This window comes from Streptomyces sp. Root1310 (assembly GCF_001426425.1).
Taxonomy (GTDB): Bacteria; Actinomycetota; Actinomycetes; order Streptomycetales; family Streptomycetaceae; genus Streptomyces.
This window is the reverse complement of the sequence record NZ_LMEQ01000032.1, coordinates 616,077-633,211: the sequence shown is the minus strand read 5'-3', so window position 1 is coordinate 633,211 and position 17,135 is coordinate 616,077. Positions and strand designations below refer to the sequence as shown.

Annotated in this window: 16 protein-coding genes, 2 pseudogenes and 1 riboswitch; of the genes and pseudogenes, 9 read left to right on the top strand and 9 right to left on the bottom strand. The window is 73.5% G+C overall.

The features are described from left to right. On the bottom strand, positions 1-681 hold the full coding sequence (locus ASD48_RS35880) for a response regulator transcription factor (protein WP_057606040.1): 681 nt from the start codon (positions 679-681) through the stop codon (positions 1-3). A gap of 84 nt (positions 682-765) precedes the next feature. Beyond that, the gene (locus ASD48_RS35875; protein WP_199876122.1) at positions 766-2,028 is read right to left on the bottom strand and encodes a histidine kinase; all 1,263 of its coding nucleotides are present in this window, start codon (positions 2,026-2,028) and stop codon (positions 766-768) included. Positions 2,029-2,230: 202 nt separating this feature from the next. Here ASD48_RS35875 and ASD48_RS35870 point away from each other — a divergent pair, with 202 nt between their 5' ends. Then, positions 2,231-2,431, top strand: coding sequence for a hypothetical protein (locus tag ASD48_RS35870; RefSeq protein WP_057606038.1), 201 nt, complete (start codon positions 2,231-2,233; stop codon positions 2,429-2,431). A 110-nt stretch (positions 2,432-2,541) separates the two neighbouring features. Then, complete coding sequence (locus ASD48_RS35865) at positions 2,542-2,928, top strand: ribonuclease (RefSeq protein ID WP_057606037.1); 387 nt, start codon at positions 2,542-2,544, stop codon at positions 2,926-2,928. A gap of 219 nt (positions 2,929-3,147) precedes the next feature. Here the strand turns inward: ASD48_RS35865 and ASD48_RS35860 are convergent, their stop codons facing one another. Further along, a complete protein-coding gene (locus ASD48_RS35860; RefSeq protein ID WP_079074180.1) occupies positions 3,148-3,981 on the bottom strand; it encodes an AIM24 family protein in 834 nt (277 codons plus the stop codon). Between the two features lie 148 nt (positions 3,982-4,129). Here ASD48_RS35860 and ASD48_RS35855 point away from each other — a divergent pair, with 148 nt between their 5' ends. Beyond that, a complete protein-coding gene (locus ASD48_RS35855) occupies positions 4,130-4,882 on the top strand; it encodes an SDR family oxidoreductase (protein ID WP_057606036.1) in 753 nt (250 codons plus the stop codon). 219 nt (positions 4,883-5,101) lie between these two features. Here the strand turns inward: ASD48_RS35855 and alc are convergent, their stop codons facing one another. Further along, positions 5,102-6,217: an allantoicase gene (alc, locus tag ASD48_RS35850; protein ID WP_057606125.1), complete on the bottom strand. Its 1,116-nt coding sequence runs from the start codon at positions 6,215-6,217 to the stop codon at positions 5,102-5,104. A gap of 81 nt (positions 6,218-6,298) precedes the next feature. Then, positions 6,299-7,636 (bottom strand): allantoinase AllB, encoded by a 1,338-nt coding sequence (allB, locus tag ASD48_RS35845; RefSeq protein WP_057606035.1) that lies wholly within the window; start codon positions 7,634-7,636, stop codon positions 6,299-6,301. Between the two features lie 267 nt (positions 7,637-7,903). Between allB and ASD48_RS35840 the strand changes: the two genes are divergently transcribed. Then, the gene (locus tag ASD48_RS35840; RefSeq protein WP_057606034.1) at positions 7,904-8,701 is read left to right on the top strand and encodes an IclR family transcriptional regulator; all 798 of its coding nucleotides are present in this window, start codon (positions 7,904-7,906) and stop codon (positions 8,699-8,701) included. A gap of 82 nt (positions 8,702-8,783) precedes the next feature. On the opposite strand, the gene ASD48_RS35835 is transcribed toward ASD48_RS35840, so the two are convergent. Next, entirely contained in the window at positions 8,784-9,098 is a 315-nt protein-coding gene (locus ASD48_RS35835) for a DUF5955 family protein (RefSeq protein WP_079074178.1), read from the bottom strand. 192 nt (positions 9,099-9,290) lie between these two features. On the opposite strand from ASD48_RS35835, the gene ASD48_RS35830 reads away from it, so the two are divergent. Both ASD48_RS35830 and aceB read left to right on the top strand, forming a co-directional pair. After that, on the top strand, positions 9,291-9,902 hold the full coding sequence (locus tag ASD48_RS35830) for a nucleotidyltransferase family protein (protein WP_057606032.1): 612 nt from the start codon (positions 9,291-9,293) through the stop codon (positions 9,900-9,902). Positions 9,903-10,085: 183 nt separating this feature from the next. After that, positions 10,086-11,720: a malate synthase A gene (gene aceB / locus ASD48_RS35825; protein ID WP_057606031.1), complete on the top strand. Its 1,635-nt coding sequence runs from the start codon at positions 10,086-10,088 to the stop codon at positions 11,718-11,720. A gap of 22 nt (positions 11,721-11,742) precedes the next feature. Here the strand turns inward: aceB and ASD48_RS35820 are convergent, their stop codons facing one another. Both ASD48_RS35820 and ASD48_RS35815 read right to left on the bottom strand, forming a co-directional pair. Then, on the bottom strand, positions 11,743-12,030 hold the full coding sequence (locus ASD48_RS35820; RefSeq protein ID WP_057606030.1) for a SelT/SelW/SelH family protein: 288 nt from the start codon (positions 12,028-12,030) through the stop codon (positions 11,743-11,745). Further along, positions 12,027-12,941: a HipA family kinase gene (locus ASD48_RS35815; RefSeq protein WP_057606029.1), complete on the bottom strand. Its 915-nt coding sequence runs from the start codon at positions 12,939-12,941 to the stop codon at positions 12,027-12,029. Before ASD48_RS35815 ends, ASD48_RS35820 begins: the two co-directional genes overlap by 4 nt. Positions 12,942-13,100: 159 nt before the next feature. After that, positions 13,101-13,225: riboswitch (cobalamin riboswitch) on the top strand. A 77-nt stretch (positions 13,226-13,302) separates the two neighbouring features. Here ASD48_RS35815 and ASD48_RS35810 point away from each other — a divergent pair. Together ASD48_RS35810 and ASD48_RS42850 are read left to right on the top strand one after the other, a co-directional pair. Beyond that, positions 13,303-13,689: pseudogene (locus ASD48_RS35810) on the top strand (iron chelate uptake ABC transporter family permease subunit); the annotation flags it as partial. Between the two features lie 3 nt (positions 13,690-13,692). Beyond that, a pseudogene (locus ASD48_RS42850) lies at positions 13,693-14,220 on the top strand (ABC transporter ATP-binding protein); the annotation flags it as partial. A gap of 35 nt (positions 14,221-14,255) precedes the next feature. Here ASD48_RS42850 and ASD48_RS35805 read toward each other — a convergent pair. Continuing rightward, on the bottom strand, positions 14,256-15,011 hold the full coding sequence (locus ASD48_RS35805; protein WP_057606028.1) for a cobalt-precorrin-6A reductase: 756 nt from the start codon (positions 15,009-15,011) through the stop codon (positions 14,256-14,258). A gap of 208 nt (positions 15,012-15,219) precedes the next feature. On the opposite strand from ASD48_RS35805, the gene ASD48_RS35800 reads away from it, so the two are divergent. After that, positions 15,220-16,980, top strand: a complete 1,761-nt coding sequence (locus ASD48_RS35800) for an ABC transporter ATP-binding protein (protein WP_057606027.1) — start codon at positions 15,220-15,222, stop codon at positions 16,978-16,980. Positions 16,981-17,135: the final 155 nt, after the last annotated feature.

The window sequence follows — 17,135 nt, the reverse complement described above, 5'->3', positions numbered from 1 at the left end:
TCACCCGGGCCCGTCCGCTCCCTCTTCCAGGAGCCCCGCGTCATAGGCCAGCAGGGCGATCTGCACCCGGTTGTTGAGGCCGAGCTTGGCCAGGACCCGGGAGACGTGGGCCTTGACGGTGGCGACGCTCATGAACAGCTCCGCGGCGACGTCCGCGTTGGACAGTCCCCGGCCGACCGCGACGGCCACCTCGCGTTCGCGTTCCCCGAGGGCCGCGAGACGCACGCGCGCGTGTGCACGCCGGGTGTCGGCCGGGGTACCGGCCGCGTGGTCCATCAACTGCCGGGTGACCGTGGGCGACAGGACGGGGTCACCGGCCGCCACCCGGCGCACGGCGTCGAGGATCTGGGCGGGCGGGGTGTCCTTGAGGACGAACCCGGCGGCACCCGCGCGCAGCGCGCGCAGCACCTGCTCGTCGGCGTGGAAGGTGGTGAGCACCACGACCTGCGGGGCGTCCTCCTGTCCGCGCAGCCGTTCGGTGGCGGTGAGTCCGTCCACGGACGGCATCCGGATGTCCATCAGGACCACGTCGGGTCGGGTGCGCTCCACGAGCCCCTCGACCTCGCTCCCGTCGGCGGCCTCACCGACGATCTCGATGTCGTCGGCGCCCCCCATCATGAAAGCCAGACCGGCCCGCACGAGGGGATCGTCGTCGACGAGGAGGAGTCTGATGGCAGTCATGGACCTCACGTAATCACGGTTGTGGGCGGGCGGGTTCACGGTTCCCGGCGAACGAACCGAGCGGGGTGGTCACGCCCGGCCCCGTCAGGGCGTCGCCCGCCACGGCAGCCACGCCCGCACCTCGAATCCCCCGTCCCCCCACGTCCCGTGTGCCAGTCGCCCCCCGGCCAGGGTGGCCCGTTCGGTCAGGCCGATCAGCCCCTGGCCGGAGCCGGGAACGGGCGGCACCTCGCCGACGGGGGCCGGGTTGCGCACGGTCACGTCGAGACCCTCGCCGGGGCCGCCGGTGACGGTGACCGCGACCTCCGCGCCCGGGGCGTGCTTGCGGGCGTTGGTCAGGCACTCCTGGGCGATGCGGTACGCGGTGCGGCCGACGGAGGCGGGGACGGCTCCGGCGTCGGTGACGCGTTGGTCGAGGGTGACCTTCGTGCCGGCCTCGCGGGACTCGGCGACCAGGGTGTCCAGGGCGGCCAGCGTCGGCTGGGGGCGGCCGGCGTCGTCCGGTTCCGCGGCCCGCAGGACGCCGATGATCTCCCGCAGGTCCTGAAGAGCCTCGTGGGCGCTCTCGCGGATGACACCGGCCGCCCGCGCGATCTCCTCGCGGGGCGCGTCCGGACGGAACTCCAGCCCGCCCGCGTGCACGCTGAGCAGGGTCAGCCGGTGCGCGAGCACGTCGTGCATCTCCCGGGCGATGGCCTCACGCGCCAGCCGCTGCGCCTGCTCGGCGCGCAGCCGGGCCTCGGTCTCCGCGCGCCGGGCGCGGTCGCGCAGGCTGAGCATCAGCTGCCGCCGGGACCGGACGAACATGCCCCAGCCGATGGCCGTGACGGTGAACAGCACGCTCCACGCCACCGAGGGCCCGTACGCCAGGGTGGGATCCGGCCGGGCCCAGGCCAGCAGCGGGATCAGGGCCACCTGGGCGCCGCCCACCCAGGCCACGTACCGGAACGGCCGGTGCACGGCGAGGGTGAAGAGGGCGACCGTGCAGGCGCCGGCCGAGGTGGTCGCCAGGAAGCCGAGGGGGACCATCGCGATCGCCAGGCCGAGGGGCCACCGGCGGCGCAGCCAGACCGCCGCGCAGGCGAGGGCGCCCAGGAGCTGGTCGGCCGCGGCGACGACCTCGGGGAGGTCCTGTTCGCCGGGGAAGGCGTCCGCGACCGTCAGGCCCACGGCCACGGCCACGAGGAAACAGAGGAAGTCGACGATCCAGTCGCGCGCGGTACGCCGGTACGGCCGGCCCGGATGCCCGGCGTCCGGGGCGAGTTCGGTGACCACGGCCGACGGCAGCAGCCATCGGCGCCCCGTGAACCCGGGCGCCGCCGGTGCCGTGCTGTCGTCTGCCCTCATGGTCGACAAATCTACGCAGGGCGGAACCCTGACACCTCCCCGTGGACGCGCATCCCCTACCGAAGACGGGGAAGGACCGACCCACGTCGCGGTGCCGCCTACTTTCGGCGCGGCCGGACCGCCGGACCGCAGCCTTCCGTCGCGCAGCCACGGCCCGGCGGCCGATGGCCCGCGCGGGCTCCGCGGGGCGAGAGTCACGAGCATGAGGGAACTGCTGGGACTACTCGGATTTCTCGCCCTGGTGCAGGGCGTCCTGGGCCTGCTGCACGAGTTCACCCGCTGGCACGTGGGCCTCGTGCAGCGCCTCGGCTTCCTCGACGGCTACGAGGTGTACGCCGGCGTCGCGCTGATCGTCCTGGCGTTCGCCCTGTTCGCCGCCGCGGAGAGCCGGAGAAAGGGCTGAGCGCGGGAGGCCGGACTCCGGTTAACGCCGTGAAAACTTCTCGGACCCGAAGGCAAATTCCGTCACCTTGTCATTGACATGACACTGTCTACGCGCGTCATCATGAAGCCATGAGATTCCCCCCACGGATCACTCGTACGGTCACGTCGGCGGCTGTCCTGTCCGCCCTCCTCGTCGGCGGCACCGTCTCCGCCACCACGGCCCACGCCGCCGTCGGCAGCGTCTGCTACACGAAGCTGCCCTCCCAGGCGTACGACACGCTCGACCTGATCGACGCGGGCGGGCCGTTCCCGTACTCGCAGGACGGAGCCGTCTTCCAGAACCGGGAAGGCGTCCTGCCCAGCCAGACGTCCGGCTACTACCACGAGTACACGGTGAAGACCCCGGGCTCCTCGACGCGCGGCGCGCGCCGCATCGTGACCGGGAAGAAGTCCGCCGAGGACTACTACACCGCCGACCACTACGTCACCTTCAACCTGATCAACTACGGCTGCTGACCGACTCCGTTCGCCCGTCCGATCCACAGGCCCTCGCCCCGCGGACCCCCCACGTCTCCAGGCCGCGGGGCGAGGCACGTCCGGACGGAGCGGCCCGCCGCGGCGAACCCGGGCCGCCGGTGCGCCGGAACGGCTCCTCGGCCCCCGGCCGGCACCCCGCCCGGCGGCCCGCCCGGCACCCTGCCGACACCACTCCGTCCGCCCCCGCGGCGCTTCGGCTCAGCCCGCGTTCGTCGAGAACAGTCCGCCGGTCGGCCCCTGCTTGTCGCCGCCCTGGGCCTTCCTCAGGGCGTTGGCGAGACTCTCGATGGTGAGGGACTGCAGGATGACGCGGCCGCTGCCCTCCAGGGTGGCCAGGGACAGGCCCTCGCCGCCGAACACCGCGTTCATGACCCCCTGGCGGTCGAGACCGCCGACCCGCTGGACGCCGTACCGGATGCCCTCCTCGAAGGCGACCACACAGCCGGTGTCGACCTCGATACGGCCCCCGAAGTCGGCGGGGTCGAGGTCGATGAAGTTGCCGGCCCCCGCGATGATCACCGTGCCGCGTCCGGTGAACTTCTCCAGGACGAAGCCCTCGCCGCCCTTCATCCCGGTACGGCCGGCCTGGAAGGCGATGCCGAACTCGACGGTGGACTCGGCGGCCACGAACGCGTCCTTCTCGGCGAACCACGCGCGCGTGCCGTCCAGCTCCAGGGCGCGCATCTCACCGGGGAGCACGCCCGCGAAGCCGACCGTGCCCTCGCCGCCCTGGGCGGTGAAGTACTGGAACGCCAGCGACTCGCCCGCGAGGGCGCGCTGGCCGACCTGCATGGCCGTGCCCATGGCCTGGCGCAGCATGCCGCCCATGCCGCCGCCCGGCGAGCCTCCCCGGGGTTGCCCGCCACCGCCGCCGGACGGGCCGCCCGAGGGGCCGCCGAGGCGGGTCTCCATGGTGACGTTGACCGTCTTGAACAGGAACTTTCCGGCCTCGCAGTACACGGTCTGGCCGGGGGACAGGTTGACGACCGCCATCTGCATGGCGTTGCCGACGATTTCTTGCTGAAGGGTCACGTGGGGAGAACGCGGCAGGCGGAGGAAAGAGTTCCGCATCTTCCGCGGCGCGCGCGATCCGCACGTCCGTCACCCCCTTGTCGTCCCGGGGGATCTCGACGTCCGTTCGCCGCCAGCGCGCGGGAGCGCCGGCCGCTGGGATGGAGCCATGACGACGACAACGACCGACAGGACCCTGAACGGCAAGGTGGCCCTCGTGACCGGCGGCAGCCGCGGCATCGGAGCGGCCACCGCGCTGCGGCTCGCCCGGGAGGGCGCGGACGTGGCGGTGACCTATGTGAACGGCAAGGAGGCGGCCGAGGACGTGGTGGCGGCCGCGGAGGCGCTGGGACGGCGGGCGGTGGCGCTGCGCGCGGACTCGGCGGACCCCGGGGAGGCGGCCGGGGCGGTGGACCGTACGGTCCGGGCGCTGGGCGGGCTCGACGTGCTGGTGAACAACGCGGGCGTCGGTGTCCTCGGACCGCTGGAAGGGCTCGGCCTCTCCGACGTCGACCGGGTGCTCGCGGTGAACGTCCGCGGCGTGTTCCTGGCCTCGCAGGCGGCCGCCGGGCGGATGACGGACGGCGGACGGATCATCACGATCGGCACGTGCATGACCCAGCGGGTGCCCGGCCCCGGCGGGACCCTCTACACGATGAGCAAGTCGGCCCTGATCGGACTGACCAAGGCCCTCGCCCGGGAGCTGGGCCCGCGCGGGATCACCGCGAACCTCGTCCACCCCGGCCCGATCGACACGGACATGAACCCCGCGGACGGCCCGTACGCGGCCGGTCAGGCGACGATGACCGCACTGGGCCGCTTCGGCACGGCCCAGGAGGTGGCCGCGACGGTCGCGCACCTGGCGGGGGCCGCGTACGTCACGGGCGCCGAGTTCGCCGTGGACGGCGGACACGCGGCGTAGGGATCCGTCTGCCGATCCGCGTCCGGGCCGGCGTCCGCACCGGTGCGGGCCTCCGGACCGGGACCGGTACCGGGGCCAGGGCCGGGACCAGGGCCGGGATCCGGACCAGGATCAGGCTCGTGTGGGTGCGTGGGCGCCCTCGCTGCGGTATCGCCATACCGCCGTACCGCCGTGCACAGCCCTCGCTCGTCCGGGGTGTGCACGGCGGTGGTGGGCGGTTCAGCCGCCGAGCTCCTGGTGGCGGGCCGTCAGGGCCGCCGTGCCGGCTTCCGTGAGGGAGCCGAACAGGCGCAGGCGGGAGATGCCGCCGTCGGGATAGATGTCCACGCGCGCGTGCGTGCCGAGCGCCGGGGCAGGCAGGACGAAGCGGTGGTTGGTGTCGGGCTGAAGACGGGTGCGCGGGAGGATCTCCGTCCACTCGCCGCTCTCGCCGTCCTTCACCGAAACCGAGGCCCACCCGGCGCTGTTGCCCTTCAGGTAGGCCGTGTCGATCTCCAGCGCGCGGATCCGCGCCTGGGCCGCCAGGCGGTAGCGGATCCAGTCGTTGCCCCGGTCGCGGCGGCGGCGGGTCTCCCAGCCGTCGTCCATCTTGCGGGAGCGGCCCGGCTGGATGGTGTTGCCCGCCGGCGAGTAGAAGAGGTTGGAGGCGTCCTCGGCGCGGCCGCCGTTCTCCAGGGCGACGACGTCGAAGGTGCCGAGCGCCGTCAGCCACTCGGGATCGGGCACGACCTCCCCGTGCACGCGCAGGCGGGCGATGCCGCCGTCGGGGTGCTGGTTGACCCGCAGGTGGGTGAAGCGCTGCTCCACCGACACGGAGAAACCGTTCGCCGCGTGGCCGCCGACCGGCGTGCGCGGGACCAGCGTCGTCCACTTCACATGGTCGCCGAGGAGTTCCCCGGCGGACGGCGAGCCCGGCACCGAGGCTCCTTCGACCGAGACCGCCTGCGGGTAGTTGCCGCGGAAGTGCGCCGTGTCGACGACGATGCCCCGGACCACCCCGGGCGCGCCGAGGCGGACGAGCGCCCAGTCGTGGTCCTCGGCGGTCGGCCACGGGTGGTCGGCGGAGGCGCCGCGGCGGCGGCGTGTCTCCCAGCCGTCCATGACCTTGCCCTTGTGCCCGAAGTGCTCCGGGTCGAACTCGGCGGGACCGGGGACCAGCAGGTTCTCGCGCTGGGCGAAGAACTCGTCGTTGGCGGCGACGACCGCGGCTCCGAGCCGCCGGTCGGCGAGATCGGCGAACCGGGTGAAGGGGAAGTCGGCGGTGCGGTAGTCCGCGTACGGGTCGCCTCCGCCGTAGGGGTTCGCGTCGCCGGTGAAGCTCTCTATCGCCGTCACGGTGATCAGGTCTGCCTTTCGGGAGTCGGCCGGTGCGGGTGCGGGTGAAGTGGGAACGGGCAGGTCGGGCACTCCTTCGGCTCAGGGGACGCGGGTGAGGAGCCGGCCCTTCGGCTCGGTGAACTCGCCGTCCGAGACGATGCGTTCGCCGCGCAGCCAGGTGGACTTCACGACGCCGTACAGGGTCTTCCCGGCGTACGCCGTGACGCGGTTGCGGTGCTGGAGTGCCGCCGGGTCGACGGTGAAGGTCTCGTCGGGGGCGAGGACGGCGAAGTCGGCGTCGCGGCCCGCCTCGATCGCGCCCTTGCGGGAGAGGCCCACCAGGGCCGCCGTACGGGTGGACATCCACCGGGCGACGTCCTCCAGGCCGTGGCCCCGCCGCCGGGCCTCCGTCCACACGGCCGCCAGGCTCAGCTGGAGGCCCGAGATGCCGCCCCACGCCGTCGCGAAGTCGTCGGTCTTGAGGTCGGCCGTGGACGGGGAGTGGTCGGTGACCACACAGTCGATCGTGCCGTCCGCCAGGGCCTGCCAGAGCAGATCCTGGTTGGCCGACTCGCGGATGGGCGGGCAGCACTTGAACTCGCTGGCGCCGTCGGGGACTTCCTCGGCGGTCAGGGTCAGATAGTGCGGGCAGGTCTCGGCCGTGACGCGGACGCCCTCCGCCTTGGCGGCGGCGATCAGCGGCAGCGCGTCACCGGAGGAGAGGTGCAGCACGTGCACGCGTGCGTGGAGGCGCCTGGCCTGCGCGACGAGGTGGGCGACGGCGGTGTCCTCGGCGTCGCGCGGACGGCTGGCCAGGAAGTCGGCGTACCGGGGGCCGCCCCGCTGCGGGGCGGCGTCGAGGTGGTGCGGGTCCTCGGCGTGCACGATCAGCAGGCCGTCGAATCCGGCGATCTCGGCGAGGGAGCGGGCGAGCCGGTCCTGGTCGAGGTGCGGGAACTCGTCCACGCCCGACGGGGAGAGGAACGCCTTGAAGCCGAAGACGCCGGACTCGTGCAGCGGGCGCAGGTCCTTGACGTTGTCGGGCAGCGCGCCGCCCCAGAAGCCGACGTCGATGTGCGCCTTGTCGGCGGCGACCTCCCGCTTGATCCGGAGGTGGTCGACCGTGGTGGTCGGCGGGAGGGAGTTCAGGGGCATGTCGACGAGGGTGGTGATGCCGCCGGCCGCCGCCGCGCGGGTGGCGGTCCAGAAGCCCTCCCAATGGGTGCGGCCGGGGTCGTTGACGTGCACATGAGTGTCGACCAGACCGGGCAGCAGGACGTCGTCGCCGAGGTCCTCCAGCCGGGCGCCCTCCGGGAGGGGGGCGTCGTACGGCAGTACGGCCGTGATCCGGCCGGCGGCGACCGCGACCGCGGCGGGCCGTGACCCCTCGGGAGTGATGACGCGCGTCGAGCGCAGCACCAGTTCAGCCTCGGACACCCGGGCCCCTCTCTTCCGTTCTCCTCCGGTTACGCCGGTGAAACTTCCACGTAACGGAATTCAACGTTCTGTTGAAGGAGTCTTCCCCTCCCGGCCTCGCGCCGTCAAGGGCCCACTCCCCCAGGGTGCACCCACTCCGCCACTCTGGACGTTTCCACATAATGGAATTACTATTCCGGTCAGCAGAATCTATCGACGCACAATCAGGGAGTCAACCGACCGCCGGGTAGGCTTCAGCCCTTCCGCCAGTTTCGAAAGGAACGCGCCGTGCCGACGTCCAGCGCCAGCACCACCGACTCCGCCAAGTCCGCCAGCGGCGGGGTCCAGTCCCTCGAGCGCGCCTTCGATCTCCTCGAGCGGATGGCGGACGCGGGCGGCGAGGTCGGTCTGAGCGAGCTGTCCGCGAGCAGCGGACTGCCCCTACCCACCATCCACCGCCTGATGCGCACCCTGGTGGCCTGCGGTTACGTCCGCCAGCAGCCCAATCGCCGCTACGCGCTGGGCCCTCGGCTGATCCGCCTCGGCGAGTCCGCCGCCCGGCTGCTGGGCACCTGGGCCCGCCCCTACCTGGCCCGCCTGGTCGAGGAGACCGGCGAGACGGCCAACATGGCCCTGCTCGACGGCGACGAGATCGTGTACGTGGCGCAGGTGCCGTCCAAGCACTCGATGCGGATGTTCACCGAGGTGGGCCGCCGTGTCCTGCCGCACTCGACGGGGGTCGGCAAGGCGCTGCTCGCGGGTTTCCCCGACGACGAGGTGCGCGCCCTGCTCGCCCGCACCGGCATGCCCGCCGCCACGGACAAGACGATCATCACCCCGGACGGTTTCCTCGCGGCCCTCGCGGACGTGCGGCAGGCCGGTTACGCGGTCGACGACAACGAGCAGGAGATCGGCGTGCGCTGCCTGGCGGTGCCGGTGCCGGACTCCCCCACCCCCGCGGCCATCTCCATCTCCGGCCCGGCGGGCCGCGTCACGGAGTCGGCGACGGACAGGATCGTGCCGGTACTGCGCCAGGTCGCGGTGGAACTGTCGCAGGCGCTGACGAGCTCCGGGCCGGCGGTCTAGCGCGGGCCCTCGCCCCAGCACGTCCGGCCGGTTTCGGCGCAGTGCCGCACGGCAGCCGGCGACCCGGCCGGGCCGCCGGCGTTCAGCGGCCCCGCGTCTCCCCGAACAGCTCCACGGCGTGGCGCACCTCCGACAGGCTCCTGGCCAGTGCGCTCACCGAGCCGACAGCGCCCGCGATCAGCAGCAACGAGCGGCGTAACCGGGGGAGTTCGGGAACGCCGTGCATCACCATCGCGGCGAGCGCGGCGAGTTCGTCCTCGGCGATCGCCCGTTCCGGGAACTCGGCCGGATACGTGGCGAGTTCGCGGCGCAGCCGGGACACCGCGGTCCGCAGTTCCGCCACCCTCGGATCCTCGTAGCTGCCGGTCACTGCCCTCTGCCTCAAGCTCCGCAACACAGCTCTCCCCCCACGCGCGCTCCGCCGAGCGCGCGTGCGCGCCCATCCGCCCCGCAGCCCCGCGGCACCGGCACCGGGCACCGCAGGACGCGGGTCAGTAAACGCCACCCGATGCGGCGGGCGCCACTGCGCGGACCGAAATTCAGCCCCACGAAGCCGCGCGGCCGGCGCCACGTCAGGTATGCAGGACACATGACACACAGGGAAGAGCGGGCGGCGGACCAGGTGACGGGCCTGCTCCTCGCGGCGGGCGGCGGGCGGCGGCTCGGCGGACGCCCCAAGGCCCTGCTCGAACACCGGGGCCGGCCGCTCGTCGAACACGCGGTGCGGGTGCTGCGGGCGGCGGGCTGCGCACGGGTGCACGTGGTGCTCGGGGCCGCCGCGGACACCGTGCGGGAGCGGGCACGGCTGGAGGGGTGCGTGATCGTGCCGAACCCGGCGTGGGAGCAGGGCATGGGCACCTCGCTGCGGGCCGGGCTCGGTTCCCTCGCCGGGACGGGGGCGCGGGCCGCGCTGGTCTCCCTCGTCGACCAGCCCGGCATCGGGCCGCAGGCCGTGGCCCGGGTGCTGGCCGCCTACGAGGACGAGTCCTCGCTCGTCTGCGCCGCCTACGACGGCGCACGCGGCCATCCCGTCCTGTTCGGAGCCGCCCACTGGGCGGACATCGCCGCGACTGCCACCGGCGACCGGGGGGCACGCGCCTACCTGAAGGAGCACGAGGAGGCGATCACGCTCGTCGAGTGCGCGGACGTGGCGCGCCCCTTCGACATCGACACCCCACAGGATCTCGCGCACCTTGAGTGAGGGGCCTGGCACTGAGCGCCACCTTGCCTCGACGCGGAGAATCTCGACATCAACAAATCATTGAAGTTCCACGATGAGGAAACTAGTATCCACTGTTCAGAAGGACCCGACCCGTCCGGGGCCCCGTCCGCCGTACTCGGTTCGACTGGCACCCGGTGCCACCGCTGAAGGAAGTGACCGCTCATGTCCGCACCAGCGCCGTCCCCGCTGGCCATCGTCGACGCCGAGCCCCTGCCGCGGCAGGAGGAGGTCCTCACCGAGGCGGCACTCGCCTTCGTGGCCGAGCTGCACCGGCGGTTCACCCCGCGCCGGGACGAACTCCTCGCCCGGCGTGCCGAGCGCCGCGCCGAGATCGCCCACACCTCCACCCTGGACTTCCTCCCGGAGACCGCGGCGATCCGCGCGGACGACACCTGGAGGGTCGCCCCCTCCCCCGCGGCCCTGGACGACCGCCGGGTCGAGATCACCGGCCCGACCGACCGCAAGATGACCGTCAACGCCCTCAACTCGGGCGCCCGGGTCTGGCTCGCGGACTTCGAGGACGCCTCCGCGCCGACCTGGGAGAACGTCGTCCTCGGTCAGATCAACCTGGCCGACGCCTACACCCGGCGCATCGACTTCACCGACCCGCGGTCGGGCAAGTCGTACGCCCTGAAGGACGCCGGCGAGCTCGCCACGGTCGTGATGCGCCCGCGCGGCTGGCATCTGAACGAGCGTCACCTCGTCGACGCGGACGGCCGTCAGGTCCCCGGCGCCCTGGTCGACTTCGGCCTCTACTTCTTCCACAACGCCCAGCGCCTGCTCGACCTCGGCAAGGGCCCGTACTTCTATCTCCCGAAGACGGAGTCGCACCTGGAGGCCCGCCTCTGGAACGAGGTGTTCGTCTTCGCGCAGGACCACGTCGGCATCCCGCAGGGCACCGTCCGCGCCACCGTGCTCATCGAGACGATCACGGCCGCGTACGAGATGGACGAGATCCTCTACGAACTCCGGGACCACGCCTCCGGGTTGAACGCCGGCCGCTGGGACTACCTGTTCTCCATCGTCAAGAACTTCCGTGACGGCGGGGCCAGGTTCGTCCTCCCGGACCGCAACGCGGTGACGATGACCGCCCCGTTCATGCGGGCGTACACCGAACTCCTCGTCCGCACCTGCCACAAGCGCGGCGCGCACGCCATCGGCGGCATGGCGGCCTTCATCCCGTCCCGCCGCGACGAGGAGGTCAACAAGGTCGCCTTCGAGAAGGTCAAGGCGGACAAGGACCGCGAGGCGAAGGACGGTTTCGACGGGTCGTGGGTGGCCCACCCGGACCTGGTGCCGATCGCCATGGCCTCCTTCGACGCCGTGCTCGGCGACCGGCCGAACCAGAAGGACCGGCTGCGCGAGGACGTCGACGTCAAGGCGGCCGACCTGATCGCCGTCGACTCGCTGGAGGCCAGGCCGACCTACCCGGGGCTGGTCAACGCCGTGCAGGTCGGTATCCGTTACATCGAGGCCTGGCTTCGCGGCCTGGGCGCGGTCGCCATCTTCAACCTGATGGAGGACGCGGCCACCGCGGAGATCTCCCGCTCGCAGATCTGGCAGTGGATCAACGCGGGGGTGGAGTTCGAGCGCGACGGGACCACGGTGAAGGCCACGCCCGAGCTGGCCCGCGAGGTCGCCGCCGCGGAACTGGCCGCGATCCGCGCGGAGATCGGCGAGGAGGCCTTCGCGGCCGGTCACTGGCAGCAGGCGCACGACCTGCTGCTGACCGTCGCCCTCGACGACGACTACGCGGACTTCCTCACCCTGCCGGCGTACGAGCAGCTCAAGGGCTGAGCACCGGCACCGGCCGGACGGCTCACCTCTCCGAGTGGCCCAGGGACTTCCCCGGGGCCACTCGGTCACGTACGAGCTTCTTCACCGCGGTCGGCTCCGGGAAGCCCTGTTCGCGGCGGTCCCAGACCACCTCGTCGTTCACCCGGACGACGAAGACCCCGCCCTTGCCGGGCTTCAGGGCGAGCTCCGTCAGCTCGGCCTCGAAGGTCGTGAGCAGCTCCTGTGCCAGCCAGGCCGCGCGCGGCAGCCAACGGCACTGGGTGCAGTACTCGATCTCCACCCGCCCGCTCGCGTCACTCGCTCCGCTCATCCGAGGTGCACCGACCAATCCTGTTCCGCGGCCGGCTTGCCGTGCAGGTCGGGGACCCGCTTCAGCCAGTCGGGCCGTCCTTGCCGTGTCCTCGCCGCGCGCCGGGCCTCGTCGGCGGCGAGCTCCTCCGGGGCGGGGAAGTCGGTGGGCAGCCAGGCCGCCGAAGCCCGCACCCGCGCGTGGAGGTAGCGCACATACGCCTCCCGGACCGCGTCCGGGGTCGCGAGCCCCGCCTCGCCGGTCAGCCAGGCGTCCGGTACCTCCGCCACGATCCCGCGCAGCAGCTCCTCGGTCACCCGGGGCGCCAGCTCGGCGTCGGCCGCCCGGGTGTCCGGGGCGCAGCGGCCGAGGGCGTGATGGCGGAAGTCGTAGCGCTTCTCGGGGTCGGCGCCGTCCCAGCGGTGGTGGAAGACGAGGGCGGCGCCGTGGTCGATGAGCCAGAGCCGGGGCGGGACCGTGCCGAACGTCGGCCAGACCATCAGGTTGGAGCTGTGGACCGTCCGGTCGACGTTGACGGTCAGGGCGTCCAGCCAGACGATCCTCCCGGCCTCCAGCGGCTCCACCGGGAAGACCTCGGCGACCTCCGGCGTGAAGTCCTCCGCACCCGGCAGGAAGTCCATCCCGAGGTTGACCCCCGCGCTCGCGGCGTGCAGGTCCCGTACCTCCTGGTGCGGTTCCGCAGCGGCGATCGCCGGGTCGAAGCGGACCAGGACCAGTTCGGGAAAGCGCAGCCCGAGGGCGCGCGCCAGCTCGCCCACGATCACCTCGGCGACGAGCGCCTTGCGGCCCTGCGCGGAGCCCGTGAACTTCACGACGTAGGTGCCCAGGTCGTCGGCCTCGACGACGGCGGGCACGGAGCCGCCCGCCCGCAGCGGAGCCACGTAGCGGGTCGCCGTGACCTCGGTCAACATGACTCTCTCCCTCTGGCCTGAAGGAGCATAGTAACCAGGCCCGACAGCCGGCGAACGGGGCCGAGCCGGCGCGCGCGGAGGCCCGCGGGCGGCCTCCGCGGCTGTGGTAGCTCGCCCAGGCCGGTCGAACCCATGTGCGCACGCGAGTGTGTACGGGTCAGGGAATCCGGTGCGAATCCGGAGCTGACGCGCAGCGGTGAGGGCGACGGGCGGGGCACGGCCACCGGACGGCGTACGCGGTCCGGGAAGGCGCCTCGTCCGGGTGACCCCGAGTCCAAGGACCTGCTGGCGACCCCCGCAGCCGGGAGACGGCCGGGGGAGCACCGTACGACCGGGCTTCGCGCTTGAGCCCCCGACGCGGCTGACGGTCTGCCTCGGTCACGCCAGGACCCTGGACGCGTTCGCCTTCGGGCAGGACGCGACCCTCTGCCTCGGGGTCTCCGTGGCCCGCACCCGTCTGGTACTGCTGTGCACGACCGCGCTGCTCACAGCCACCCTGGTGAGCTCGGCCGGGGCGATCGGCTTCGTCGGCCCGGTGCTCCCGCACGCCGCACGGGTCCTCACCGGCCCCGGCCGCACCCGGCTGCTGCCCGCCACCGCCCTGACCGGCGCGGTGTTCCTGGTCTGGGTCGACACCCTCGCCCGCACCGTGCTCGACCCCCAGGAGGTGCCGGTGGGCGTGGTGACCTCCCTCATCGGCGTCCCGGCTTTCGTCGCCGCGCTGTACCGCGCGAAGGAGACCCGATGACAGCGCATCGCCGTCGTCGAGCAACAGGCCGACACCCCACTCGCGTTGAACGTCCACGACGTCGTACGCCTCGGCCGCGTCCCGCACCGCCGCGCCTGGGCCGCCACCGCCGCCGACGAGGAGGCCGTCCGCTCCGCGCTCGCGCGCACCGGGCTCGCCGACAAGGCCCACCGGCCCTGGCACTCCCTCTCCGGTGGCGAGCGCCAGCGCGTCCAGATCGCCCGCGCCCTGGCCCAGGAACCCCGCGAACTCCTCCTGGACGAACCCACCAACCACCTCGACATCCGGCACCAGCTCGCCCTGCCGGCCCTGATCACCGAACTGCGGGTCACCAGCGTCGTCGCGCTGCACGACCTCAACCTCGCCGCGATGTACTGCGACCGGCTCGTCGTCCTCGAGGAGGGGCGCGTGGTGGCCTGCGGCAGCCCGCGCGACGTCCTCACCGAGGCGCCCGTCGCCGACGTCCACGGCGTCCGGGCCGCCGTCACGGCCGACGGCCCCGACGGCCGCCCGCACATCCGCTTCCTGGGCGCCGCGCCGACTCCTGACGCGGCATCGGCGCGCGGCTACTCCCCTGCCCGTGCGGCGTTCCGGATCCATTCACGGGCCTGCTCCGGCGTGGCCGCGACCCGGACCCCCGCGGGGACCGGCGGTCTGCGCACCACGACCACGGGCAGCCCCGCCGCCCGAGCGGCGGTCAGTTTCGGGGCGGTGGCCGCTCCCCCGCTGTCCTTGGTCACGACGACGTCGATCCGGTGGCGGCGCAGCAGTTCGCGCTCCCCGTCGAGCGTGAAGGGTCCCCGGTCGAGCAGTACCTCCATGCGGGACGGGACCGGCGCCTCGGGTGCCTCGACCGACCGTACGAGGAACCACAGGTCGTCCAGGGCCGCGAAGGCGGCGAGCCCCAGGCGCCCGGTGGTGAGGAACACCCGCCGGCCGAGCGAGGGAAGCAGCTCGGCGGCCTCCGCCAGGGAGCCGGCCTCGTGCCAGACGTCGCCCGCCACCGGAACCCAGCCCGGGCGGCGCAGCGCGAGCAGCGGGACACGGGCGTCGGCCGCGGCCTTCGCGGCGTTGAGGCTGATGGTCCCGGCGAAGGGGTGGGTGGCGTCGACGAGCGCGTCGACCCCCTGCTCGTCCAGCCACGCGGCGAGACCCCCGGCCCCGCCGAAGCCGCCCACGCGCACCGCGCCGGGCGGCAGCCGGGGCGCGGCCACCCGTCCGGCCAGGGAGGTCGTCACGCGGATCCCGGGCGTGGCGTCGGCCGCCAGGAGTTCGGCGAGGCGACGGGCCTCGGTGGTCCCGCCCAGGATCAGTACGTGCACGAGAGTGCGGTCCCTTCCGGAGAGCAGGGCCCGAGGGGCGCCACCGGGGATGGTCACGGCGCCCACTGAAGCACACCGGTCCCGGCCCGGCCGGGCCGGCGTCGTGTCCCGGGAGCGCTCCACGCGGTGCGGCGGGCCGCGGCATTGACTCGCCCGCCTTCACTTAGAGTAGCCTTGCCTAAGTTGACCGGTTTCCGGAGGGTGGCTGGTGGGATCAGGGGAACAGTCGGGGCGGGACGTCCTGACGCGCTCCGTCAGGGGGCAGGCGCGGCGCGTCGGTCTCGGCGCGGCGCTCGGGTGTGTGCACCAACTGGGGGAAGCCCTGGTGCCGGTGCTCATCGGTGTCGTCATCGACCAGGCCGTGGCCGGGCAGGACGCCGGGCGGCTCGCCCTCTGGCTGGTCGTGCTGGCCGTGATGTACGTGGCGCTGTCGTGGAGCTTCCGGCTGGGCGCGCGGGCCGGTGAGCGGGGTGCCGAAGAGGCCGCGCACACCCTTCGCCTGGCGATCGTGCGCCGGGTGCTCGACGCACGCGGCGGTGCCGAGGAGGGACGGCTGCCCGGCGAGCTGGCCAATGTCGCCACCGAGGACGCCAAGCGCGTCGGCGCGGTGAACATGGCGCTGATGAGCGGGATATGGGCGGTCGCGGGCATCACCGCCAGCGCCGTGTGGCTGCTGCTGACGTCCGTCCCGCTGGGGCTGATCGTGCTGCTGGGCACGCCGGTGCTGCTGTGGCTGGGGCATCTGCTGAGCAAGCCGCTGGAGCGCCGCAGCGAGGCCGAACAGGACCGGGCAGCCCACGCCTCGGGAGTGGCCGCCGACCTGGTGGCCGGTCTTCGGGTGCTGAAGGGGCTGGGCGCCCAGCAGGCGGCCGTCGAGCGGTACCGCCGTACGAGCCGTGCCTCGCTCGCGGCCACCCTGCGCGCGGCACGTGCCGAGTCCTGGCAGACCGGGCTGGTGCTCGCCCTGACCGGTGGGTTCATCGCGCTGATAGCGCTGGTCGGCGGGCGTCTCGCGCTCGACGGCTCGCTCACGTTGGGGCAGTTGGTGTCCGCGGTGGGTCTCGCGCTGTTCCTGCTGGGCCCGTTGGAGACGTTCGCCTGGGTCAACGCCGAACTGGCGCAGGGCCGGGCCTCGGCCGCCCGGGTCGCGGAGGTCCTCGCCGCGGAACCCGCCGTGGTGGGCGGCCGGGCCCCCGTGCCGGACCCGGTGCGCGGGGAGCTGCGGCTGCGCGGGGTGCGGCTCGGCGGGCCGGACGGCGTCGACCTCGACCTGCCGGCCGGGCGGCTGACCGGGATCGCCGTGACGGACCCGGCCGCCGCCGAGGCGCTGTTGCGCTGCCTGGGCCGCGAGACCGACCCGGAGTCGGGTTCGGTCGAACTGGACGGGGTGCCGTTGACCCGGCTCGATCCGACGGGGCTGCGGGCGGCGGTACTGGTGGCCGCCCACGACGCCGTGCTGTTCGACGGCTCGCTGGCCGCCAACGTGACTCCGGAGGCGGAGCCGCGACGCGGCCCCGCGGAGAACGGCGAGGCGGACGGGCCGTCAGACGGGCCGGCGGACGCGGCGGCGGATCTGCGGACGGAGCGCGCCATGGCCGCCGCCCACGCCGACGAGGTGGCCCGGTCGCTGCCGCACGGCGCCGCTACCGGTGTCGGTGAGGGCGGCCGCTCCCTGTCGGGCGGTCAGCGCCAGCGCGTCCTGCTGGCGCGTGCCCTGCGCGCCGGGCCGCCCGTCCTGGTCGTGCACGACCCGACGACGGCCGTGGACGCGGTGACCGAGGCACGTATCGCCGAGGGGCTGCGCGCGATACGGCGCGGCCGCACCACGGTCGTGGTGACCAACAGCCCGGCGCTGCTCGCCGTCGCCGACCGGGTGGTCCTCCTCGACGGCGGCCGGGTCGGCGCCGAGGGCACCCACGCCGACCTCGTACAGGCCGACGCGACCTACCGGACGGCGGTGCTGGCGTGACGACGGAACAGACGGAAGCCGCACGGGCGGAAGCGGCGCAGGCGGCGGCAGCGGCTCGGGCGGCAGCCGCACAAGCGGTGGGACCGGCGGACGCCGGGCAGGCGGACGCCGGGCAGGCGGAAGCCGGGCGGGCTCTGCTGCCGACGGCGAGTCCC

What these genes read in the sequence shown, in the direction of transcription:
- ASD48_RS35880 (WP_057606040.1), bottom strand. Translation starts at nt 681, where the DNA reads ATGACTGCCATCAGACTCCTCCTCGTCGACGACGATCCCCTCGTGCGG.
- ASD48_RS35875 (WP_199876122.1), bottom strand. Translation starts at nt 2,028, where the DNA reads ATGAGGGCAGACGACAGCACGGCACCGGCGGCGCCCGGGTTCACGGGG.
- ASD48_RS35870 (WP_057606038.1), top strand. Translation starts at nt 2,231, where the DNA reads ATGAGGGAACTGCTGGGACTACTCGGATTTCTCGCCCTGGTGCAGGGC.
- ASD48_RS35865 (WP_057606037.1), top strand. Translation starts at nt 2,542, where the DNA reads ATGAGATTCCCCCCACGGATCACTCGTACGGTCACGTCGGCGGCTGTC.
- ASD48_RS35855 (WP_057606036.1), top strand. Translation starts at nt 4,130, where the DNA reads ATGACGACGACAACGACCGACAGGACCCTGAACGGCAAGGTGGCCCTC.
- ASD48_RS35830 (WP_057606032.1), top strand. Translation starts at nt 9,291, where the DNA reads ATGACACACAGGGAAGAGCGGGCGGCGGACCAGGTGACGGGCCTGCTC.
- aceB (WP_057606031.1), top strand. Translation starts at nt 10,086, where the DNA reads ATGTCCGCACCAGCGCCGTCCCCGCTGGCCATCGTCGACGCCGAGCCC.
- ASD48_RS35820 (WP_057606030.1), bottom strand. Translation starts at nt 12,030, where the DNA reads ATGAGCGGAGCGAGTGACGCGAGCGGGCGGGTGGAGATCGAGTACTGC.
- ASD48_RS35815 (WP_057606029.1), bottom strand. Translation starts at nt 12,941, where the DNA reads ATGTTGACCGAGGTCACGGCGACCCGCTACGTGGCTCCGCTGCGGGCG.